The organism is Methylocystis sp. JAN1, assembly GCF_052186135.1.
Lineage (GTDB): Bacteria > Pseudomonadota > Alphaproteobacteria > Rhizobiales > Beijerinckiaceae > Methylocystis.
On the sequence record NZ_CP181499.1, the window covers coordinates 2,940,925 to 2,962,062 of the forward strand.

A 21,138-nucleotide genomic window follows, 5' to 3' on the forward strand; every position below is an offset into this window, starting at 1 on the left:
TTGGCTGTCTTGCTTGGCTCGCAAGGGCCGAGCCGCGAAAGACGGCGAGCCGATTATATCACCAGCGTCAGTTTCTGCGCCGCGCGCGTGACGCCCGTATAGAGCCAGCGCGCACGGTGCTCGCGGAAAGCGAAGGACTCGTCGAAGAGGGTCACATTGTCCCATTGCGAGCCCTGCGCCTTGTGCACGGTGAGCGCATAGCCGTAATCGAATTCATCCGAGTCCTTGCGCAGCGCATAAGGGATCTCGCCCTCGCCGCCCTCGAAAAACTGCGGAATGACGGAAACGCGCAGGAACTTGCCGGCCTCGCCCTCTTCCGGCGTGACGAGCATTCTGATTTTGCCGCGCCTCAAAGCGCCCGCGCTCTTCACGGTGAAAAGCGCGCCGTTGAGCAGGCCCTTCTTGCGGTTGTTGCGCAGGCAGACGAGCTTCTCGCCGGATTGCGGGAATGGCCCGGCCGTGAAGCCCCGCAATTCACGCAGGCGGTTGTTATAGGCGCGGCGCGTCTTGTTCATGCCGACGAGCACCTGGTCGGCGCCGGTGACGAGCGCCGGATCGAGCCCGTCGCGAGAGACGATGCGCGTCTCGCCATAGACGCCGCGCGCGAGCGCTCCGCCTTCGCGGATCGTCATGGAGAGGCGCACGATCGGATTGTCCGCCGCCTGGCGATGAACCTCGGTGAGCATAACATCGGGTTCGGCCTCGGTGAAAAAGCCGCCGCCCTTCACCGGGGGCAATTGCGCGGGATCGCCCAGCACCAGAACTTTCTTGCCGAAGGACAGCAGATCCCGCCCCAGCTCCTCGTCCACCATGGAGCATTCGTCGATGACGATGAGCTTGGCGTGCGCAGCCTCGCTGTCGTCATTGAGCACGAAGGACGGCTCCTCCGTCTCGGAATCGGTCGCGCGATAGATCAGGCTATGAATGGTGCGCGCGTCCTTGCAGCCCTTGGAGCGCATGACGAGCGCCGCCTTGCCCGTGAAGGCCGCGAAGGCGACATCACCATCGACATGCTCCGCAAGATGAAGCGCCAGCGTCGATTTTCCGGTTCCAGCATAGCCGAACAACCGGAACACCTGCGAGCCGCGCGCCGTCGCGAGCCATTTCGCAACGGCGTTCAACGCATTGTCCTGCTCGGGGGTCCAGACGGGCATGTGTCCCTTTAGATCGAATCGGGAACATGCACGATGGCGAAAGGCGCCCCTCGCCACAAGCGCGTTGCGCGGCCCCGTTACGATCCGAGCTGCAGGAACAGGCCTATCTTTTCATAAATGTTGACGACCGCGAGCAGCATGGCCGCCCAAATTGCGACCCAGAGCGCGACAAAACGTGGATTGCTCAAGAGTTCCCGAGCGTCCATGATAGAACTCCCCGGCCAGTTTCGTTGCGTCGATTTGACGCCCAAGCTTGGCCTCGCCTCAATGCTTGCATTGAGGAAAGCTTTACCCCCTGCCTTTCGCGTCGGGATAGTCAGAAATTCGACAAAGAGCGGGCGAAATGAGCGTCCTGGCCGGCGTTACCGGCAAGCTCCACCCCGTTCTTGCGTCCCCGGCTCGCATTTCCCGTTTGATTCCATCACGGCGGGCTTTCTCATCGGCGCCGGCATCCTTGCCTTGCGCCAGGGTCAGCGCCGCGGCCATGTGCGCCTCTCGGTCTGCGTCGGCCTCGCCTGCGGCGGCGCGTCCTTCGTGTCGGGCGAATATGTCCCTGCCTTAACCGGAAGCGCCAGTCGCGATCCGAAAATCGCTCGAAATCACGCGGTAAGGCCCCCGAGCAGGAGCAAAGCGCCGAGAAGCGCGGAAACCGCCGCATAGGTCGGCAGCTTCTCCCTGAAGCGCATCCTTTCGACTGTCCGGCGCAGAAAGCCCGTGGGCAGGAACATGGTGGCGAGGCCGCTGAAAAGGCCGATCCAGCCAAGCGCGGAGATCAGCGCCTCCAGCCATCCGCCCCAACGATTATGGGCGGAGACGACGGCGAGGCCGAAGACGAGCCGCAAGACGCCGATCATCGACTCGAAGACGGGATCGTTCGAGATGCGGTCGACAAGCGCCAGAGCGGCCTCGCGGCGCCAAAACAGCCACGCGGCCGCGAAGAGCGCATAGGCGCCGATGAACTTCGCGAAAAAGGCGGTCAGCGGCGTCATGCGCCTCCCCGGGCAGTCCCCTGCCGGACTCACACCGCAGCGGAATGGCGCGCCGCGGCGGTTTCCAGATAGGCGTCGAAGGCCGCGGCGACAAGGCGAACGAACGGCCTGCCGCGCTCCGTCACCTTCACCCGCCGCGCCGCGACCTCCACCACCCCGTCGCGCTCGAGGCCCGAAAGCGGCGCGCGCGCGGCGTCGAAGGCGTCGACCGCAAAGCCGTGCTCCAGCGCGATCTCGCCGAAGTCCGCCGAGAACTCGCACATGAGTCGCTCGATGACGTCAGCGCGCGCCAAATCTTCGATGGAAAAGGCGAGGCCGCGCGTGACCGGGAAGCGATCGTCCTCCACCGCGCGCCGCCAGCCGGCGACATCCGTGGCGTTTCCGACAAATCCCTGCGGCAGCCGGCCGATGGAAGACACGCCGAAGGGCAGGAGCGCCATGGCGCTATCGATCGTGTAGCCCTGGAAATTGCGCCGCATCCGTCCCTCGCGCGCGGCGACGGCGAGCGGATCGCTCGGGCGCGCGAAATGGTCGAGGCCGACCGCGTCATAGCCCGCGCCCTCCAGCGCCGCGCGAACGGCGGCAGCCTGGGCGAGCCGCTCCGCGGCCCCGGGAAGCGCCGAGGCGTCGATGAGCTTCTGATTGGCCTTGAACCAGGGCACATGGGCGTAGCCGAAGACGGCGAGGCGCTGCGGATCGAGGGAGGCCGCCATGGCCGCCGTGCGCTCGACATCCGCCACGCTCTGATGCGGCAGACCGTACATCAGATCGAGATTGATCGCACTTACGCCTGCGCTCCGCAGCGTCGCGACGGCGCGCTCGACGATCTCGAAAGGCTGCAGGCGGCCGGCCGCCCGCTGCACATGCTCGTTGAGATCCTGCACGCCGAAAGAGGCGCGCGTGACGCCAGCGCGCGCCAGCGCCGCCGCCATCTCGGCGTCGAGGATGCGGGGATCGAGCTCGATGGCGTGCTCGGTCTCGTGCGTGACGTCGAACAGCTCGCGCACCCGCGTCACGACCTCCATGAAACGCGCCGGTCCCAGAATGCTCGGCGTGCCTCCGCCCCAATGGATGCTGGAAACCCCGCGCGCCCGCGTCGCCCGCGCGGTCATCTCGATCTCGCGCAGCAGCGTCTCCTTATAGGATGTAAGCGGCGCCTCCCGCTGCGTGGCCTTGGTGTGACAGCCGCAATAAGCGCAGATTTCCCGACAGAAGGGGACGTGAAAATAGAGCGACAGGGAAGCGTGCGGATCGAGCGCCGCCAGCCATTCGCGCATCTGCGCGTCGCCGATCTCCTTCGAGAAATGCGGCGCGGTCGGATAGCTCGTATAACGCGGCGCCGAACGTTCGGCGAGCGCAAGTGCGGCCGGGTCCATTACGCGGACTCCCTGATGAAGCTTCTCGCCAGCGAACTTAATTCGCGCTGTCGCCACGCGCAAAAGGTCCCGCTGCTACACATTACCGCGCCCCGCCGCGAGAAAAACCCGCCGAATCCGACAAACGGCCTTGGCCCGGGCCTGCGAAAAGGGCAGACTGATGGCGATTCCCCGCTTTTCTCTGGAGCAAGCGTCGATGTCGACCTCTACCCCGCGCGCGGACCGCTTCCAGCGCCCGGGCCTCATCGCAGCCGCATTCACCTTCGTTCTGCCTTACGCTGCGGCGCTTGCCGCCGCCGACGGCGTCTCCGGCCGCTATGGCGTTCTCCGCGACGACAAGGACACGGGATGCATGCTCACGCTGATGGGCGGCGGCCGCGCGCAGCTCGCCCCCGCCTGCCGGGACAACGGCATCGTCGTCTTCGACCCGGTGCGCTGGTCGATCGACCACGGCAGGCTCGTGCTGGTCGCGCGCAAGGGCCACAAGGCGCATTTCGAGAAGGACACGAACGGCTTCTGGCGCCGCGATCCGAACGAGGCCAAATCGTCTCTTGCGTTCAAGCCAATCTGACGAAAAAGCCTCCCGGATCGCTCCGGGAGGCTCGTTATCCGCCGCCACGCGAGAGGGGCGGGAGGCGACGGCGGAAACGCTCTTTACGCGGTACGCTTACGAAACCCTGGGAGGCGTCGGGGAGGACGTTTTTCGCAGGCGCTGCGCGCTGGCGCTATTTGCAGGGCCTACTCGCAGACCTGGGCTCGGCGATAGGCTACGACATTGCCCCAGTCATCTGTGACGGGGCGGTCGACGTAGTAGCAATTCCCGTAGCCGTATCCGTAGCCATATCCCGGCTGGGACGCCGCGCCGGCCATCGCGCCCAGCGCGAAGCCGCCGATCGCCGCGGCGGCGGCTGCGCCGCCATTGTTCCAGCCGCCGTGATAGCCATAGCCCCATCCGCGACGGCCCCAGCCGTCCGCGGCGGCCGGCGACGCGAAGCCCGCGCCGAGAACGCCGACCAAGGCTGCGGCGGAAATGGTCTTTTTGAAATTCGGGCGCATCGGACGCTCCCTTTGCTCAAGCCCGCCGCCAACTCGGCGTCATGGGAGATCATCGCGCCCCTTCCCTGAACCGGACGTGTCTGCGCCGTTCATCTTTCAGTCAGCTTTTGCGCGGCCCGACTCTGCGTCCTATTGTGCCGGGCAGCCATGGATATGAGGAGCGGCCTTTGAGCGCCAAGGAAAAGATCCGCCTGATGATCGCCGAGGATCAGAGCGTGATCCGCAAGGCGCTCTCGACCTTGCTGGCGCTCGAAGCGGATATCGACGTCGTCGCCACGGCCGCCGATGGCGAGCAAGCGGTCAGCGCCGCGCTCGCCTACGCGCCCGACATCATCCTGATGGACCTCAAAATGCCGCGCATGGACGGGATCGCCGCGACACGGGCGATCCTCGCCAAGGCGCCCCGGACCCGGATCATCATGCTGACGACCTTCGACACGGACGAACTCGTCTTCGAGGCGATTTCGGCGGGCGCGCAGGGCTATCTGCTAAAGGACGCAGAGGAGAGCGAAATCCTGGCCGCGATCCGCGGCGTCACACGTGGCGAGCCGCGCCTGTCGCCGGCGATCGCCGCGAAGATCATCGCCGAGTTTCGCCGCGTGAGAACCGCCTCAAAACCTGCTGCGCCGACGAATTCCGAAGCCGAAGAGCCGCTGACGGAGCGCGAAAAGGACGTGCTCGCCCACGTCGCGGCGGGCAAAGGCAATCGCGAGATTGCGCGCGAAATGGGGCTCGCCGAAGGAACGGTGAAGAATCACGTCTCCACCATTCTCGCCAAACTGCATTTGCGCAGCCGGACGGAGCTTGCGATCCGGGCGCTGTCTCAAGGTTAAGGCGGCCCTCTGACCGCCCGCATGGCCGCAGATAAAAAATTGCTTGTCATTTGTCTGCAAGTTAACAGACGAACACATGAGCCGCAAAATCGCTTGCTAGACGATATTCGTCGTCCGCCGCCAGATCGCGCGCCCGAGCGAGAGAAACATCTCCTCGACCCCCTGTCCCGTCTTGGCGCTGGCGTAAAGAACGCCCGCCTGCGACGCCGCCTCGTCGGTCAGACGAAAATCCGGCGCGAGGTCCATCTTGTTGACGATCGCGGAGACGGGCCGGGCGGGGAAGCGCTCCTCGAATTTGGCGACGAGCCCGCTCATCTTCACGAGGGTCGCCGGCCGGGTCGCGTCGGCGACGACGATCGCCGCCGAGGCGCCGGCCAGGTAGACCGTCTCGAAGATGCGCGCGCCGAAATCGCCGTCCGTATCCCACAGGACGAAGCGCAGCGTCGCGTTTCCGGCGTCGGAGCCCAAAGCGACGTCATGCGTGAGAACGTCGACGCCGATCGTCGTCTTGTAGTCGCTATCGAAACGATTGAAGACGAAGCGGCGGGCAAGCGACGACTTGCCAACGCCGATATCGCCGAGCAGCATGACTTTCGCCGACATCATCTCACGTCGAACTCCCCGGCATAGGGCAATTCGAAGGAAACGCGGCGGCTGCGGACCATGTCGAGCGTCGAGTCGGCGATGGGATTGAGCGTGGAGCGCGAGACAAGCGCCAGCCGGTTGCGCGGCACGCCGCGCTCGACCAGCATGGCGACGATTTTGTCTGCGCGCTTGCGCGAAGCCGAGCGGTTCGAGACGTTCGCCCCCACTTCATCGGCGTAGCCCACGACACGCAATCCGCTGTCGCTCGCCTTCAGCAGGGCCGCCAATTCGTCCAGCCGCTCGGCCGTCGCCGCGGGATCGATCAACGTATCGGAGCCAGAGAAAAACACCGCGAAACTCTCGATGAAACGCTGCAGCTTCGCGCGCGGCGCGTCGTGTTCGCCGACGAGACGCTCGATGGCGGCGCGCGCCTCCTTCAATTCGCTTCGCAGCGACTCGATCTGGCTTTGCGCCTCTTGCAGCGTCGTGGCGGCGCGGGTCTCTCCGGCGCGGAGATCCTGCTGTGTCTGTGAGGCGAGCGCGACGATCTGAACCTCGCGCTCGACGCGATAGGGATCGGCGACGCGCGCGACCGCGTCCATAACGCCCTGCGGCTCCGCGTCATTGGCGGCAAGACCGCGCAGCACGACGCGACCGTCCTTGTGCTCGATGTCGAGATGCAGCGGGTACTGAGCGAGCGCCGGATGCGACCCCATCGCGTCGGCATAGGCGGCGCGGATGCGCCATTCGCGATAGCTGTGGAGGATCGGCTCCCAACTGAACCAGAAGACAAGCCCCGCCAGCAGCGCGCCGAAAACCAAAATCGGCGTTTTGCTCTTCGGCCTGGCGGGCCCCTCCGTGAGCGCGTCGCTCAACAGGCCGCCGATCGCGTCCGGGGTGCAGGCCTCTTCGTCTTTCTCATGCAATTCGACGATGGAGAGAAACGCTTCGTCGAGACGCTTTTCGCGCTGGGCCGACAATTCGCCGCCGAATTCGCCCGCGACGATGACGCGCGGCGAGGCGCGCAGGAAAACCTTGCCCGAGCCAATGTCGAGCATGCGCAGTTCGCCGCCCTTGTCGGCGTAGACATTCGTCGCGAACTCGGTGATGGCGGCGATCATCCCGCTTTCGAGATCGGCGTTGGCGCCTTGGGGGCCTGCTTCCGTCGCCGGCCATATAGCGAAGAGACGCCCGCTCCCGCGCTCGAGCAGCAACGCACGCCTGAGACGGCCGGCTTCGGCCTCGGCGAGCGCGACTTCCGCCATGCTGCGGCCGGTCGCCATCGCGCGCAGACGCAGGCGCCAGGAACTCGCGGAAGCCAGCGCGTCGATACGCGCGTTGACGCTTTCGACGAGATCGCGAAAGGCGCCCGCGACCGCCGCGGTTACGAGGCGGCCCATGATCGGGTAAAGCGCCTCGACCATCATGTCCTTCGAGTTCTTGATCTCCGAACGGATGATCGTCACGACCGACGGCGCCAGCGCCTTGCTGAGGGCCCGCGGGCGCTTCTCTTCGGCGCGCCTGAAGGCGTCGATGAGCGCGTCGCCGGTCGATATCGAGAATTTCTCTTCGTCGCCGAGCCGATCGTCGAGCTTCTCGACGCGCTCCGCCGTTTCGTCCAGCCGGCGGCTCATATCGCCGAGAAGCAGCGACTTGATCTTCTCGAACGCCTCCACTCCGGCGGGCGCCGGCAAGTCAGACATTGCGTTTCTCGCTCATCGCCTTGATGCGCTCCCCCAGCTCGGCAAGCGCGCCGCCGATCGCCATGAGCGATTCCGCCTGGCTCTTCTCCGCGTCGCGCGCGACTTCGGCGAGGCGTGCGTCGAAGGCGTCGAAGCGGGCAGCGACTTCTTGACGCAGGGTTTCAAGTTTCTGCTCGAGTTTCGCCAGTTCTTTTTCGGTCTCGCGCTTCGTCGCCCCGAAGAGGAGCTCGCGCATCTGCTCCATCGGATCGAACATCATGCCGATCGGCGTAACGTCTAATTTATTCTTTTCTTCTTTGCCGCCGCCGTCCATGCGCTTTCCTTTAAAACAATTCGAATTTGAGACCGGGAGAGCTTTAATTTCCACCCTGCGGCTTTCTACCACGCAACCCGTCGAAACACGACAGGGCAATGACGAAAGTCACGCGGAAGGCGTGACCATCAGCACTGTCGCAGCGGACGGGGAACGCCCAATTTCCTGCAATGTCGCGACGCCCAAAGAGCTTACGAAACGCGGGCGCGCAAATTTGTATTGGGCGCCTGAATATGTCGGACAAGAATTCCCAAACTCAATCGGTTCCCGCGTCAGCCCAGCGCGGCACGCTCACGCGCCAGGACATCGCGCTCGCCATATTCGAACGCGTCGGCGGCATTTCGCGCCGCGAAGCCAAGCGCCTGACCGACTGCGTCATCGATGAGATGGTGTCGGCGCTCATTTCGGGCGAGACGCTGAAACTGCATGATTTCGGCTCTTTCGTCGTGCGCGAGAAGCATGAGCGCTCCGGCCGAAACCCGCGCACGGGCGCGCCCGTGCCGATTGAAGCGCGCCGCGTCGTCGTCTTCAAGGCCTCGCCCAATATGAAAGCCGCAGTCAATGGCGAGACTGTCACGCGCGCCAGGGCGAAGCGCGCCGCCAATAAGTGCGCCAAGCCGAAGGTTCACGGCGGCGGAAACATGCCTGTCCTGGAGAACGCCCTGGACAAGGCGTAACAGCCGTTTGCATTGCCCCGCAAACGGATGTGCCGGGCTCGACCGCGCATTTCTCTGCCCCGATGCGCGCGGTCGAGCCCACCTTCTCCGATCAAGGCAGTTCGGAGCGTTTCAGCTTGCCGTTGGCGTTGCGCGGCAGGACGTCGAGAAAAACAATTGCGCGCGGGCGCTTATAGGCCGCGAGATGCGCGTGGCAATGCGCGAGGATCGCCTCTTCGTCCTGCGGCGCATTGTCGCGCATCACGACATAAGCCTTGATGATGGTCGTATCGGCGTCGCGCCCCGGTCGCTCCGCCACCGCCGCCTCCGCGATATGATCGAAAGCGAGCAGGCATTTCTCCACTTCGGCCGGAGACACGCGATAGCCGCCCGCATTCATCACCTCGTCGGCGCGGCCATGGTGGTGCATGTAGCCCTCGGCGTCGAAGGCGACGAGGTCGCCGGATACGAACCAATCGCCGCGGAACGCCTCACGCTCTTCATCCGGCCGGTTCCAGTAGCCGAGCATCAAGCCCGGCTCGTCGCGCCGCACGGCGAGAACGCCTGTTTCGCCGGGCGGCAACGGCGTCTCGCCGCCCTCCTGCGGAAGCGCCGCAACCACCCTGCCCGGCTGCGGGCGGCCGGGGGATCCCGGATGCACTGGCGTCGTCGGACCGCTGGAGATGAAAGTGGAGCATTCGCTCATTCCGAAGGCTTCGTAGATTTCCTTGCCCGTGCGCGCCGTCCATTCCGCGAGCAGCGCCGGCGGCAGCGCCGCGCCAGCCGACAGGCCGTGACGCAGGCTGAACAGATCGGCCTTTTCAGGCGCGGCGTATTTCAGCATCTGGCGATAAACGCCCGGCACGGCGGCGAAAACGGTTGCGCGATGCTCGGCGATCAGGCGCGGCCACACGTTTGGGTCCGGATGGCCGTTATAGAGCACGGCCGAGCCGCCAGCCGAGAGCGGATCGACGACGCCGACGCCGAGCGTGTAGGTCCAGTTGATCGCGCCGGCGTGCAGCATCACGTCGCCGGGGCCGAGCCCCGTCCAATGCGCGCGCATGGGCCGGCGGCCCCAGGCCGCGCGATGGGCGTGCAATACGCCCTTGGGCCGGCTCGTCGTGCCGGACGTATAGACGAGATAGGCGGGATCGTCGGCGGCAGTGTCCGCGTAATCGTCGAGCGGCGCGCTTTTGGCAAGGCGCTCCAGATCCGCCCCGCGCAGCACGATCGCGCCCCCCTCATGCGCCTCCTTCTCGAAAGCCGCCCCGAGGGCGAGAGCGGCCGCGGCGCAATCCTTCAAAAGAAAATCCGCCTCTTCGAAAGTGAGCTGCGAGGAAGCGAGCAGCGGCACACAGCCCGCCGCGATCGCCCCGAAATAGGCCAGCGCCGCATTGGCCTCGTTGCCCATGCGGATCATGACGCGCGCGCCGGGTCGCAGCCCAAGCGCGCGCAGACCGGCGGCGAGGCGGCGCACTTTGAGATCGAGCTCCGCATGCGTCCATCGCTGCGCGCCCGCGTCGCCGACGACGGTGATCGCCGTCGCATTCGGCCGCACCCGGGCGTTTTCGGCAAGACAGTAGCGGGCGAGGTTGAACCGGGCGGGGACGGGTTCGCGGAGGATCGAGGGCGTCATGCCGCGCTTTTGGCGCCCGCTCGCCGCTTTCGCAAGCCTGCAGCGCGGCCGCGCCTGTCGTCGCCGGCAAGCATCAGCCAAGCATATACTTATGCTATCTAACGCATAGCAAGAATAAACCGGAAAAGAGTAATCTTTTCAGTTCAATCGACAGGAAAGCCTGAACGTAAAGGAAGAATATGACCGGCGTTGCACGAACATTACCGATTTGACGGCGCAATATTCCGGTCCAATCGGCTTTTGAAGACTGGCGCCACCGATCTGGTGGCGCCGGCCATCTGCGTGCTAACCCTTTCTAAACCAAGAGAGAAGGGTAAGCTTTTGAAATTGAAAATCTGCGTCAAATTCTCCGAAATCATTTCCATCGATTCGGAGAGCGGCGGTGGCGAAGAAGAAATCCCAATCCTCCAGAAGCGCGTCTCGCACCGCCAGGAGCGCGACGCGCGCGCCAGCCAGAATCTCCAAAGGGCTTGTTCTCGCGCTCGGCGTCGCCTGCGCGGGCGGCGCGAGCTTCTTCCTCGGCAAGAAGGGGGATGCGCCTCATCTGAATCTGGCGTCCCTGATGGGATCAGAAAAATCCGCACCGGCGTCGAAGCCGGCCGCCGAGCCGAAAAACGCCGAAACGGCCCGCACGAAGCTAGCCGACAAGGTCGGACTCGCCCGGCTGCTCAGGGGAGGCGACGACAAGCCGGCGCATCGGGCCGCCGCATCGAAGTCGGCTGAAGCGAAGGACGCCGAGCCGAGGCCGCCTGAGGACATTCCCATGCCGCCCGCCAAGCCGGAGCTCGCCCGAGCGGAGACGAGGCCGGAGGCGAGAGCGGGTTTTGCGAAGCCGGACATGCCGGAGAAACAAGCCGTCGCCGCGAAGCCCGACCTTCCGGAGCAGCCGGCCCCTCTCGCATTTGCGCTGCTTGACCGGGAGGTCACGCAGGGCCCCGACACTGGCGAGCGGGTGACGCTCTCCCTCAATTTCGAGAACCTTGCCGGCAAGCCGATCCGCGCCTTTGAGGGCGTTATGAAGCTCACCGATCCGCAGGATAACAATATCTACAGCTCGACGATCTCCGTGAGCGCCCTCATCTCCGAAGGCGGCGCGCTGCATTGGGACCAGCATGTCGACGCGCGGAAGCTCGACGGAAGAAGCAAGCGGCTGGTTTCGGAAGACAAGGCGAATCTCCGCGCCGTCTTCCTGCTCAAAAAGGTCTTTTTCGTCGACGGCAGCGTGCAGAAATACGCCATGCCGCCGCGCGCGGCTCAGGCGGGGTGAGCGGGATTTAAGAGAGAAGACGCCAGACCGAGCCGCCTCGGCCAATCTCCGTCGTTTCGAGCGGAGCGATCCGGAGCCGCAACGGCGCCCCGGGCGCTTCGTCGCTCGCGCTCCTCGCAATAACGGATCGCGCTCCCGCGAAAAGCCCGCGCCGCCTTTTCGCAAGCCGCGCCTTAGTCGAACAGGCTGGACACGCTCTCTTCGCGCGCCGTGCGGGCGATCGCTTCGCCGATCAGCGGGCCGATGGGGATCACGCGGATATTATGCGCGGCCGTCACCCCGTCCGTCTCGCGGATGGTGTCGGTGATGACGAGTTCCTTCAGCTTCGAGGCGGCGATGCGCTCGCAGGCCGCGCCCGAGAGCACGCCGTGGGTGATGTAAGCGTGGACCGACTCGGCGCCGGCGGCGAGCAGGGCTTCCGCCGCGTTGCACAGCGTGCCGCCCGAATCGACGATGTCGTCGACGAGGATGCAGTTATGGCCGCGCACGTCGCCGATGATGTTCATCACCTCGGATTCGCCGGCGCGTTCGCGGCGCTTGTCGACGATCGCGAGCGGCGCGTCGATGCGCTTGGCGAGCGCGCGGGCGCGCACCACGCCGCCGACGTCCGGCGAGACGACCATGACGTTCTTCAACAGCCGGTGGGCCTTGATGTCGGCGACCATGACCGGCGCGGCGAAGAGATTGTCGGTCGGGATGTCGAAGAAGCCCTGCACCTGGCCGGCGTGCAGGTCGACCGTCAGGACGCGGTCGGCGCCGGCGCGGGTAATGAGGTTCGAAACAAGCTTGGCCGAAATCGGGGTGCGAGGACCCTGCTTGCGGTCCTGGCGGGCGTAGCCGAAATAGGGAATCACCGCCGTGATGCGGCGGGCCGACGCGCGGCGCAGCGCGTCGATCATGATCAGCAGCTCCATCAGATGGTCGTTCGCCGGAAAAGACGTGGACTGAATCACGAAAGTGTCCTGCCCGCGGACGTTTTCGAGCACTTCGACCCATATTTCCTGATCGGCGAAGCGCCGGACATGCGCGCGGCACAGCGGAACGTTCAGATGCGCCGCTATCGCCTCCGCGAGCGCCCGGTTCGAGTTGCCCGCCAGAAGTTTCATCGCCGCCATGGACTGGTCCCCACACCCCGCTGCTGTTCGCGGGCGTCTTAGCAGCCATGGGGCCGGGGAACAATATGACGCTGTTATGGCGTCCTCTATGTGATTGCCTCACGGGTGGGTAATGCTCTAAATGTCAGTGGCCGGCAGCTCCCGCCCTGCGCGCGGCGGCCGACCCCGTGTCACGCGCGGCCCGTGTCACCCGAAAGCGTACCCTCCCGGAAATGACGCATTGCACCATCGCTGCGGACGAACTGCCGAGCCTGCCGGCGTCCCCGGGAGAAACGCGCGTCGTCGTCGCCATGTCGGGCGGAGTGGATTCGAGCGTGGTGGCCGCCCTGCTCAAGGAGCAGGGCTACGACGTCGTCGGCGTCACGCTCCAGCTTTACGACCATGGCGAGGCGACCCACCGCAAGGGCGCCTGCTGCGCCGGCCAGGACATACAGGACGCCCGCGCCGTCGCGGCGCGACTCGGCATTCCGCATTTCGTGCTGGATTATGAGCGCCGCTTCCAGGAGAAGGTGATCGACGAATTCGCCGCCTCCTACGCCAGCGGCGAGACGCCGGTCCCCTGCATCGCCTGCAACCAGTTCATCAAATTCGCCGACCTGTTCGAGACGGCGAAGGATCTGGGCGCGCATATCCTCGCGACGGGCCACTATATTTCCTCGCGTGACGACGGCGCGGGCGGCCGCGCCCTCTATCGCGCCAAAGACGCCTCGCGCGACCAGAGCTATTTCCTGTTCGCAACCACGCGTGAGCAGCTCAAAATGCTGCGCTTCCCGCTGGGCGACTACGCCAAGACGGAAGTGCGGGAGATGGCGCGCCGCTTCTCGCTCGACGTCGCCGACAAGCCGGACAGCCAGGACATCTGCTTCGTCCCCAGCGGCAAATACACCGACGTGGTTCAGCGCCTCGCGCCGGACGCCGTCGTGCCCGGCGACATCGTTCATGTCGATGGGCGCGTGCTCGGGCGCCATGCCGGCGTCGTCCATTATACGATCGGCCAGCGCCGTGGGCTCGGCCTTGGCGCGGCGGTCGCGGGACGCGATGCGCAGCCGCTTTTCGTCGTCCGGCTCGACGCCGCCAAGGCGCAGGTCGTGGTCGGCCCGCGAGAGGCGCTCGAAACGCGCGCGGTCGCGTTGCGCGATGTGAACTGGATCGGCCCTGGCGAGTTCAGTGAATTGCCCGTGCAGGGGATCGACATCATGGCCCGAGTTCGATCGACCCGCCCGCCCGTGCCCGCGCGCCTCATCGCCCGCGACGGGAAGGAGGCCAATGTCGTCTTCGCGGCCGGGGAGTTCGGCGTATCGCCGGGCCAGGCCTGCGTCTTCTATGACCGCGCCGACGACACGGCGCGGGTGCTCGGCGGCGGCTTCATCTCCGCCGTCGAGCCGGTAAGAAAAGGCATTTCAGTCATGGCGCCGACGCCGCGCGCCGTAACCGCGCGAGGGGCGCCGAGATGAGTGAAGCGACAGATTACAGCCGCGAAACCGAGTCGCTGGACAATTGCGACGTCGAGGCGGCTTATGCGCGCTGGGCCCCGATCTACGATCTGACCTTCACGGCGGTCTTCAAGCCGGGCCGGCGGGCGCTGGCCTCTGCCTCCTCCAAGGCCGAGGGTCCGATTCTCGACGTCGGCGTCGGCACGGGTCTCGAACTGCCGATGTTCGAGCCGCACACTGAGGTCTATGGCGTCGACCTGTCGGAGCCGATGCTGCGGCGCGCCGCCCAGCGCGTGGAGCGCGAGAAACTGCGCCATGTCGTCGGCCTCTATAAGATGGACGCGACGCGCATGGCTTTCGCCGACGCCTCTTTCGCCTGCGTCTGCGCGCCTTACGTGTTGACGGTCGTGCCTGAGCCGGAGGCCATGCTGGACGAACTGGCGCGTGTCGTGCGTCCGGGCGGCGAAATCGTCCTGGTCAACCACGTAAGCCGCAAGGACGACCCTCTCGCCGTTCTCGACACCTGGCTCGACCGCCATGTCGCGCCGCGCCTGGGCTGGCGCCCGCAATTCCCCTGGTCCATCATCGGGGACTGGATCGACCAGCGCGCGGACATGCAACTCGTCGAGCGCCGGCTGCTGGCGCCTTTCGGGCTCTTCACTTTGAGCCGCATCAAGCGCCTGCCGGTCGGGAAGGACGTCGAGGCGCCTGCGGAGCCGACGGCGCTCGAATACGCCTGAGCGGGCTGGCGCGCGCGTTCGCGCCACGCTAAATAATGAAAGCGGCGCTGCGGGGTGCGTGCAGGACTTTATTCCCCGGGGCCTTATCGATCCTTATGGGAGCTGTCCCTGGCCTTGCTCGTGGGCTTGGTCATATGGCGCCCACCTACGTTGTAGGTTCCCGGGATCGATGTCCCACGGCTCACGTGGCCCGCGCTTTCACTCATTCAGTTCCCGGCCGGCTTCTCAATGACAGATGTGAAAACCGAATTGCGGCGGCATGCGCTGGCGCGCCGCGATCTCGTCACCCATGAGGAAGCCCATGCCGCCGCGATGGCCATTGCGCGGCGCGGGCTGGCGCTCGTGGAGGAGGTAGCGGCCAGGTCGGGCCTCGAAGCGCCCGTCGTGTCGGTTTATTGGCCCATCCGCAGCGAGCTGAATACGCGCCCGCTGATCGACGCCCTGGCCAGAAAGGGCTATCAAATCGCGCTGCCGGTCATGCACAAGATCAGGCGTCCGCTCGTCTTCCGGGATTTCGCGCCCGGCGACGATCTGGTGAAGGGCCCCTTCGGCCTCTCCGAGCCCGCCGACGACAAGGCGGCGCGCGACCCCGATATTCTCTTCTCGCCGCTCGCCGCCTTCGACCGCAAGGGCTATCGGCTGGGGTATGGCGGCGGCATTTACGACGCGACGCTTGCCGAGTTGCGGCCTAAAGGACGCGTAACGGCGGTCGGGGTCGCCTATTCCTGCCAGGAAGCGGATCACGTCCCCACCGAGCCGCACGATCAGCGACTGGATTATCTGCTGACGGAGCGGGAGACGATCATCCCGGTATAAAGCGCCGAGACGGGATTGGAGCTTGCCCCGGATCCCGTCTCGGAGAGAGATCAAGGGCGCGCCAGGGGCGGCTCCGGCAGCTTGATCACCTGACCAGCTTTGAGCCTGGCGGCCGGCTTCACGCCCGGATTCGCCGCCGAGAGGGCTGCAAGCTTGTTCGCCTTGCCATAAAGCTTCCTGGCGATCGACTTCAGCGTGTCCCCAGCCTTGGCCGCGTAGCTCTCCGAAGGCGTTTCAGCCGGCGGGACGGGAGGCGCTGTCGCAGGCGCGGGCGCCTGGGCGGTCTCGGCCGGCTCCGGCTCCCCCGCGGAAGCGGCCGGCGCGTCGGCGGTCTCGCTGTCGGTGGGCGCGGGGGATTCCGCGTTCGTCGCCGTCTCGGCTGGCTGCTCCGACCTGCCCTGCTCATCCTGGCCCGGCGCCACAGGCGCCCTCCCCGTCCCCATCGCGAAGACGTAGACCAGCGCCGCCGCCGCCGCGGCTGCGGCGAATTCCCTCACGCCGCGCACTCGGTTCGGTGGAAAGAGCGGCGGACGGTGATCCTTGCTTTCGCCTTCGGCGACGGCTTCCTCCCGGCCCTTCAGCCAGCTGAACAGCTCCATCAGAAAGTACAGCAGCAGCAGCGCGGAGAGCGGAGGCTTCCAAAAGGCCAGCGGCGCGAAGATATAGGCCATCGCAGCCTGCTCGACCAAGAGGCCTGTCCAGGGGATGTCGCGATCCTTGCCGCGGCGCAGAATGGCGAGGCCCGCGACGATGACGAAGAGTCCGCCATAAAAGGCGAGCAGCGCCTCGCGCGGCAAGAAGCTCCAGCCCAGCGCCTTACCGCCAAAGAGATAGACGAGACCTGCGGCGGTTGCGGCGTAAAGGGCATGCAACAATCTGTGCCTGCCCCCAATCTGCGAAAGATGGGCGAGCATGGCGATGGCGACGATAGCCAAAAAGGCCATCGAGACATTTGCGGACAAGAGGTCCGGATTCATGAAGAGAGGCTCCCATTCACCTTGCGGAGCGTTGACAGGCGGATGTGACGGCAGTTTGTCGGCAGTCGCTCTCAGGACTTGCCGCTCACGCCGGCGCTCTCGAATGTCGCCATATCGCTGTGGCAGGCGAGCGCGGTCTTTATGATGGCGATCGCCAAACCGGCCCCGGAACCTTCGCCCAGCCGCATTCCAAGATCGAGCAGCGGCTTCTTGCCCAGGCGGGCGAGAACCTCGCCATGCGCTCCTTCCGCAGAGACATGGCCGGCCATGCAATGGGCGACGGCGTCCGGCGTGATGGCGTGGAGCAGCGCCGCCGCGGCGCAAACCACGAATCCATCGAGCACGACCGGCACGCAATTGAGCCGAGCCGTCGTGATGGCGCCCATCATGGCCGCGATTTCGCGCCCGCCCAGACGCCGCATGATCTCCAGCGGATCGGTAAGATGCGGGCCGTGCAGGGCCAAGGCCGCGTCGATTGCGGCGTTCTTGCGAGCGAGCCCGGCATCGTCCACCCCCGCGCCGCGGCCGGTCCAGCGCGCGGCGGGACCGCCATAGAGGGCGGCGTAAATGGCGGCGGCGCTGGTCGTGTTGCCGATCCCCATTTCTCCCGGCGCCAGCAGGTCGACCCCGCCTTCAATCGCTTCGAAGCCATAAGCGAAGGTCGCCGCCGCCTCGCGCTCGTCCATGGCGGGACCTTGCGTGAAGTCCTGCGTGGGACGCTCCAGCGCCAGTTCATAAACCTTGAGGCCGATGTCATGCGCCTTGCAGATCTGGTTGATCGCAGCGCCGCCGGTCATGAAGTTTTGCACCATCTGCGCGGTGACGTCGGCCGGAAAAGCGGAGACGCCCTGCGCCACGACGCCGTGATTGCCGGCGTAGACGGCGACGAGCGGACGCGCGACGGCTGGCCGGGGCGCGCCCTGCCAGGCCGCAAGCCATTCGACGATCTCCTCGAGACGCCCGAGCGCGCCCGGCGGCTTGGTGAGCTGCGCGTCGCGCGCCCGCACGGCTGCGACGGCCGTCGCGCTCGGCGCCGGCAGGCCCGCGAACAACATGCGGATTTCTTCGAAAGGACGGATCTCGGGCGCCATTGAGAGTCTCGCGGGTGGGCCAAAACAAAACCGCCCGGACCTTTCGGCGCCGGGCGGCTGAAAAGCTTTGCAGCGGGGAATTACTCGCCCGACGCCGCCTTGGGCTTGTTGTCCACGCGCTCGGCGATACGAGCCGACTTGCCGCGACGGTCGCGCAGATAATAGAGCTTGGCGCGGCGGACCTTGCCGCGACGGACGAGCTTGATCGAGTCGATCAGCGGGCCATGGATCGGGAAGACGCGCTCGACGCCCTCGCCATAGGAAATCTTGCGGACGGTGAAGCTCTCATTGAGGCCGCCGCCATTGCGCGCGATCACGACGCCTTCATAGGCCTGAACGCGGCTGCGGTCGCCTTCCTTCACCTTGACGTTCACGATGACCGTGTCGCCGGGACGGAAGTCGGGGATTTTCTTGCCCTCGATGAGCTTGGCGGCCTGTTCGGCTTCGAGCTGCTCGATGATGTTCATTTGTAAACTCCAGCCGTTTCGTCTTTAGCCTTTGGGCCGACGAGCGTTTCGGAACGCTGTTTTAGTTGAGGCCGCTCCCCTTACAGCAGTCCGTCGATTTTGTCGAGTGCGCAGGCGCGGCAAAACTCGCCGCAAGGCGAAATAAAGGCGCCCCCTCGGGGCGGCCCGCCGAAGTCATGCGACCTATATAGCACTGCCGGGGCGGCTTGCCATAAACTCAGCGAGGGAACATCGAATGACCCAGCAAGAGGAGCGCCAAGGAGCGGGAGCGGGACAGCGGACCGCGGAGTTCGTCGCGGAAGGACGCCAGCGTCTGGAGGACTTCGCCGACGCGCAGGCCGAGTTCTGGGACCGCGTGCAGGACTCAAATCGCAAATGGCTCGACCGTTTTCAGACCGAAGCGACCATGGCGGCGGATTTCGCCAATAAGCTGACCTCGGCCAAGTCCATTACCGACACCGCCAACCTCTTTCAGAACTGGACGATGAAGCACGTGGAGATGGCGACGGAAGACGCGCGCCGGGTGCTTTCCGACACGCAAGAAATCCTCGCCGCCAGCGCCCGTTGCTGGACGAAGATCGGCGTGGGCGACGGCAAGGGCCGGGGACACTGAAAATGAGGGAACGGAGGCTCGGCGAGCGGGCCTCCGACGCCCCTATTCTTCCTCGCGATCGTGGGTGAAGCCCACTTTTATCGTCACCTGATATTTTTCGACATTGCCTTTGTCGACGCGCCCCCGGATCTGAGTCACCTCGAACCACTGAAGATTGCGCAAAGTCAGCCCGGCGCGCTGAATGGCGGACCCAATCGCATCCTCGATGCTGTCAGGCGAGGTGCCGACAAGCTCTACGATCTTGTAAACGGAACTTTCCATAAGCGCTCCCTTTGGTCACTCCGTCACAAGCATGTAGCGCGGCGCGTTCCGGCGTCATCATGGACTGGGCAGGCGCTCGCGCCACCCGCGCGAGCGCGCTGCGAAAAGTGGGGCTGGTTCGCGCGAGTTGCGCTCGAAACGCGGCGATCTAGAATTTTTTCACCTCTATGCCGTGCTTCTGAAGCGCATAGCCGATTTGTCGCGGCGTGAGGCCCAGCAAGCGCGCAGCCTTGGCCTTCACCCATCCTGCGCGCTCCATGGCGTCGACAAGCTTCTCGTAATCCGTGCGCGGGTCCTTCTCGATGATCGTGCAGTTCTCCGCGCCGGGACATGTCTCGCCGACCACTGGAGCGGCCGGAGCGGATTCGGGCGGCGTCGGCGCGCGGGGCGCCTGCGGCGCGACGATCGGCAGGGGCGTGGTGCCCGCCGGCCATTTGGAGGAGGAGCCGCTCCAGAGAATGGCGGAGAGACAGCCGTCCTTGCGGCATGAGAAATCCTTATCGACGATGACGTCGCCATGGGCGAGCGTCGCGGTGCGATAGATACAATTCTCCAGCTCGCGAATGTTTCCAGGAAAGCCGCATTCGTTGAGAACCCCCATGGCGGATTCAGAGAGCCGCAGCTTGCCGCCCTGCTCTGCATTGAAGCGGCGCAGGAACTCGTTGGCGAGCATTTCGAGGTCGCCCTTACGGTCGCGCAGCGGCGGCAGGAAGATCGGCACGACGCTGATGCGGTAATAGAGATCCGCGCGAAACTCGCCGCGCTGGACGGCTTCCTCAAGATTACGATTGGTCGCGCAAACGAGGCGCACGTCCACCTTCAGCGTGCGCGCGCCGCCGACGCGTTCGAATTCGCCCTCCTGCAAGACGCGCAAAAGCTTCGCCTGAAAGGCAGGCGTGATCTCGCCAATCTCGTCGAGAAACAGCGTGCCGCCGTCCGCCAGCTCAAAACGCCCTTTGCGCAGATTCGCCGCGCCCGTGAAGGCGCCGCGTTCATGACCGAAGAGCTCCGACTCCAGCACGCTCTCCGGCAGCGCCGCGCAGTTCAGTTTGACGAAAGGCTTGCCGCGACGCGGCGATTGATCATGAATGGCCGCGGCGAACAGCTCCTTGCCGGTGCCCGACTCGCCCCGCAGCAAAACAGTCGATTTGGCTTTCGCGACAATGCGAATCTTTTCGATCACCGCGCGCACGGCCGGACTGTCGCCGACAATGCCTTTCAGGCCCTCCGCCTTCGCTTCGGGCGCGCCGACCGCCTTCTCGCGCCATGCGCTTTCCTGCATCAGCCTCTCGCGATCGCGGGCGATGAGCTTGTGCAGACGAAGCGTCTGGCCCACGAGATTCGCGATCATCGTCAAGAAGCGCACATCGTGGTCGAAGAGCACAGACGAGCGATTGTTGCGCGCGCGATCGACGGTGAGCGTGCCCACGACATTGTCCCCGTCCTTGATCGGCACGCCGATCATGGAAAAGGACTGACCGTCCTGCGTTCCCCAACCTGACAGATCGACGCCTTCGAACAAAGGCGACGCCGCGACATCCTCGATGACGACCGGCATTTTCGTCGCGACGATCTGACCGACCGCGCGCTCCGGCAGACGATCGAAGAAGACTTTCGCCGCGCCCTCGCTCCATCCGGACCCCACGACGACTTCCGGCGCCCCTTTTGCGTCGAGAAGGGCGATGAGCCCGTGGCGCATGTCGAGGAAGCTCGACAGCAGCGTCAGCACGCCGGCCAGAACATTTTCCAGCCGATTTGCCGACGCGAGAAGTTTCGAGATTTCGTAGATGCCGACCAGCGCGGTCTCGCCGGAAACCACCGCGCGAGGTGGCGGGGCGCTAACGGAGCCGCCGAGTTCAAGACCCATGTGGGAGCCTCATGCAGGCGTTGCTTTCGTCCCTCGATGCAAGCAACGCGCCAAGCGCAAAAAAGCGCAAAAGTCGCGGGAGTTCAGGGCAGTTGCGGAGAGCCGCAAGGCGTTTGGAATTATTATAAGAACAAATCCGATGGCGCGTTTTTAGGTTCGGCGCCGAATCCGGCGGCGCCTCCGGAATGAC

At 65.4% G+C, this 21,138-nt stretch carries 23 protein-coding genes and 1 other RNA gene; 9 read left to right on the forward strand and 15 right to left on the reverse strand.

The genetic code is table 11. The features are described 5' to 3' along the window. Window positions 1–53: 53 nt before the first annotated feature. From ACNHKD_RS14060 to hemN, 4 genes are all read right to left on the reverse strand, one after another. Entirely contained in the window at window positions 54–1,154 is a 1,101-nt protein-coding gene (locus ACNHKD_RS14060; protein WP_442754103.1) for an ATP-dependent DNA helicase, read from the reverse strand. A gap of 77 nt (window positions 1,155–1,231) precedes the next feature. Further along, window positions 1,232–1,360: a hypothetical protein gene (locus ACNHKD_RS14065; protein ID WP_442754104.1), complete on the reverse strand. Its 129-nt coding sequence runs from the start codon at window positions 1,358–1,360 to the stop codon at window positions 1,232–1,234. A 393-nt stretch (window positions 1,361–1,753) separates the two neighbouring features. Beyond that, window positions 1,754–2,143, reverse strand: a complete 390-nt coding sequence (locus ACNHKD_RS14070; protein WP_442754105.1) for a hypothetical protein — start codon at window positions 2,141–2,143, stop codon at window positions 1,754–1,756. Between the two features lie 29 nt (window positions 2,144–2,172). Beyond that, window positions 2,173–3,519: an oxygen-independent coproporphyrinogen III oxidase gene (hemN, locus tag ACNHKD_RS14075; protein WP_442754106.1), complete on the reverse strand. Its 1,347-nt coding sequence runs from the start codon at window positions 3,517–3,519 to the stop codon at window positions 2,173–2,175. A gap of 196 nt (window positions 3,520–3,715) precedes the next feature. Here hemN and ACNHKD_RS14080 point away from each other — a divergent pair, with 196 nt between their 5' ends. Next, on the forward strand, window positions 3,716–4,090 hold the full coding sequence (locus tag ACNHKD_RS14080) for an AprI/Inh family metalloprotease inhibitor (protein ID WP_442754107.1): 375 nt from the start codon (window positions 3,716–3,718) through the stop codon (window positions 4,088–4,090). Window positions 4,091–4,257: 167 nt separating this feature from the next. On the opposite strand, the gene ACNHKD_RS14085 is transcribed toward ACNHKD_RS14080, so the two are convergent. Continuing rightward, window positions 4,258–4,575 (reverse strand): hypothetical protein, encoded by a 318-nt coding sequence (locus ACNHKD_RS14085; protein WP_442754108.1) that lies wholly within the window; start codon window positions 4,573–4,575, stop codon window positions 4,258–4,260. Window positions 4,576–4,742: 167 nt separating this feature from the next. Between ACNHKD_RS14085 and ACNHKD_RS14090 the strand changes: the two genes are divergently transcribed. Next, window positions 4,743–5,408 (forward strand): response regulator, encoded by a 666-nt coding sequence (locus tag ACNHKD_RS14090; RefSeq protein WP_442754109.1) that lies wholly within the window; start codon window positions 4,743–4,745, stop codon window positions 5,406–5,408. Window positions 5,409–5,504: 96 nt separating this feature from the next. Here ACNHKD_RS14090 and ACNHKD_RS14095 read toward each other — a convergent pair whose 3' ends face one another. From ACNHKD_RS14095 to ACNHKD_RS14105, 3 genes are read right to left on the reverse strand one after another with little or no spacing between them, the layout of a single operon-like run. Continuing rightward, complete coding sequence (locus ACNHKD_RS14095) at window positions 5,505–6,014, reverse strand: Rab family GTPase (protein ID WP_442754110.1); 510 nt, start codon at window positions 6,012–6,014, stop codon at window positions 5,505–5,507. Then, window positions 6,011–7,696, reverse strand: a complete 1,686-nt coding sequence (locus ACNHKD_RS14100; protein ID WP_442754111.1) for an OmpA family protein — start codon at window positions 7,694–7,696, stop codon at window positions 6,011–6,013. The genes ACNHKD_RS14095 and ACNHKD_RS14100 overlap by 4 nt, the downstream gene beginning before the upstream one ends. Continuing rightward, window positions 7,689–8,009 carry a hypothetical protein gene (locus ACNHKD_RS14105; protein WP_442754112.1) on the reverse strand — a complete coding sequence of 107 codons (321 nt, stop codon included), beginning with the start codon at window positions 8,007–8,009 and terminating at the stop codon, window positions 7,689–7,691. The genes ACNHKD_RS14100 and ACNHKD_RS14105 overlap by 8 nt, the downstream gene beginning before the upstream one ends. A gap of 233 nt (window positions 8,010–8,242) precedes the next feature. Here ACNHKD_RS14105 and ACNHKD_RS14110 point away from each other — a divergent pair, with 233 nt between their 5' ends. Then, window positions 8,243–8,686: an integration host factor subunit alpha gene (locus ACNHKD_RS14110; protein ID WP_442754113.1), complete on the forward strand. Its 444-nt coding sequence runs from the start codon at window positions 8,243–8,245 to the stop codon at window positions 8,684–8,686. A gap of 91 nt (window positions 8,687–8,777) precedes the next feature. Here ACNHKD_RS14110 and ACNHKD_RS14115 read toward each other — a convergent pair whose 3' ends face one another. Continuing rightward, entirely contained in the window at window positions 8,778–10,301 is a 1,524-nt protein-coding gene (locus ACNHKD_RS14115; RefSeq protein WP_442754114.1) for a class I adenylate-forming enzyme family protein, read from the reverse strand. A 382-nt stretch (window positions 10,302–10,683) separates the two neighbouring features. Between ACNHKD_RS14115 and ACNHKD_RS14120 the strand changes: the two genes are divergently transcribed. Beyond that, window positions 10,684–11,568 (forward strand): hypothetical protein, encoded by an 885-nt coding sequence (locus tag ACNHKD_RS14120; RefSeq protein WP_442754115.1) that lies wholly within the window; start codon window positions 10,684–10,686, stop codon window positions 11,566–11,568. Between the two features lie 173 nt (window positions 11,569–11,741). Here ACNHKD_RS14120 and ACNHKD_RS14125 read toward each other — a convergent pair whose 3' ends face one another. Then, window positions 11,742–12,683: a ribose-phosphate pyrophosphokinase gene (locus tag ACNHKD_RS14125; protein WP_442754116.1), complete on the reverse strand. Its 942-nt coding sequence runs from the start codon at window positions 12,681–12,683 to the stop codon at window positions 11,742–11,744. Between the two features lie 212 nt (window positions 12,684–12,895). Here ACNHKD_RS14125 and mnmA point away from each other — a divergent pair, with 212 nt between their 5' ends. From mnmA to ACNHKD_RS14145, 4 genes are all read left to right on the forward strand, one after another. Continuing rightward, window positions 12,896–14,137: a tRNA 2-thiouridine(34) synthase MnmA gene (gene mnmA, locus ACNHKD_RS14130; RefSeq protein WP_442754117.1), complete on the forward strand. Its 1,242-nt coding sequence runs from the start codon at window positions 12,896–12,898 to the stop codon at window positions 14,135–14,137. Beyond that, complete coding sequence (locus ACNHKD_RS14135; protein ID WP_442754118.1) at window positions 14,134–14,856, forward strand: class I SAM-dependent methyltransferase; 723 nt, start codon at window positions 14,134–14,136, stop codon at window positions 14,854–14,856. The genes mnmA and ACNHKD_RS14135 overlap by 4 nt, the downstream gene beginning before the upstream one ends. A gap of 41 nt (window positions 14,857–14,897) precedes the next feature. Next, window positions 14,898–15,051: non-coding RNA, 6S RNA (gene ssrS / locus ACNHKD_RS14140), on the forward strand. 33 nt (window positions 15,052–15,084) lie between these two features. After that, window positions 15,085–15,672, forward strand: a complete 588-nt coding sequence (locus tag ACNHKD_RS14145) for a 5-formyltetrahydrofolate cyclo-ligase (protein WP_442754119.1) — start codon at window positions 15,085–15,087, stop codon at window positions 15,670–15,672. 50 nt (window positions 15,673–15,722) lie between these two features. Here ACNHKD_RS14145 and ACNHKD_RS14150 read toward each other — a convergent pair whose 3' ends face one another. The 3 genes from ACNHKD_RS14150 to rplS all read right to left on the reverse strand — a co-directional run bounded on the left by ACNHKD_RS14150 (window position 15,723) and on the right by rplS (window position 18,207). Further along, the gene (locus ACNHKD_RS14150; protein ID WP_442754120.1) at window positions 15,723–16,649 is read right to left on the reverse strand and encodes a LysM peptidoglycan-binding domain-containing protein; all 927 of its coding nucleotides are present in this window, start codon (window positions 16,647–16,649) and stop codon (window positions 15,723–15,725) included. A gap of 71 nt (window positions 16,650–16,720) precedes the next feature. Next, window positions 16,721–17,740, reverse strand: a complete 1,020-nt coding sequence (gene cobT, locus ACNHKD_RS14155; protein ID WP_442754121.1) for a nicotinate-nucleotide--dimethylbenzimidazole phosphoribosyltransferase — start codon at window positions 17,738–17,740, stop codon at window positions 16,721–16,723. A gap of 80 nt (window positions 17,741–17,820) precedes the next feature. After that, window positions 17,821–18,207, reverse strand: a complete 387-nt coding sequence (gene rplS, locus ACNHKD_RS14160; RefSeq protein ID WP_442754122.1) for a 50S ribosomal protein L19 — start codon at window positions 18,205–18,207, stop codon at window positions 17,821–17,823. A gap of 235 nt (window positions 18,208–18,442) precedes the next feature. Here rplS and ACNHKD_RS14165 point away from each other — a divergent pair, with 235 nt between their 5' ends. Next, on the forward strand, window positions 18,443–18,820 hold the full coding sequence (locus ACNHKD_RS14165) for a hypothetical protein (RefSeq protein WP_442754123.1): 378 nt from the start codon (window positions 18,443–18,445) through the stop codon (window positions 18,818–18,820). A 42-nt stretch (window positions 18,821–18,862) separates the two neighbouring features. On the opposite strand, the gene ACNHKD_RS14170 is transcribed toward ACNHKD_RS14165, so the two are convergent. Then, window positions 18,863–19,081 carry a dodecin gene (locus ACNHKD_RS14170; RefSeq protein WP_442754124.1) on the reverse strand — a complete coding sequence of 73 codons (219 nt, stop codon included), beginning with the start codon at window positions 19,079–19,081 and terminating at the stop codon, window positions 18,863–18,865. A gap of 148 nt (window positions 19,082–19,229) precedes the next feature. Continuing rightward, a complete protein-coding gene (gene nifA / locus ACNHKD_RS14175; protein ID WP_442754125.1) occupies window positions 19,230–20,948 on the reverse strand; it encodes a nif-specific transcriptional activator NifA in 1,719 nt (572 codons plus the stop codon). Window positions 20,949–21,138: the final 190 nt, after the last annotated feature.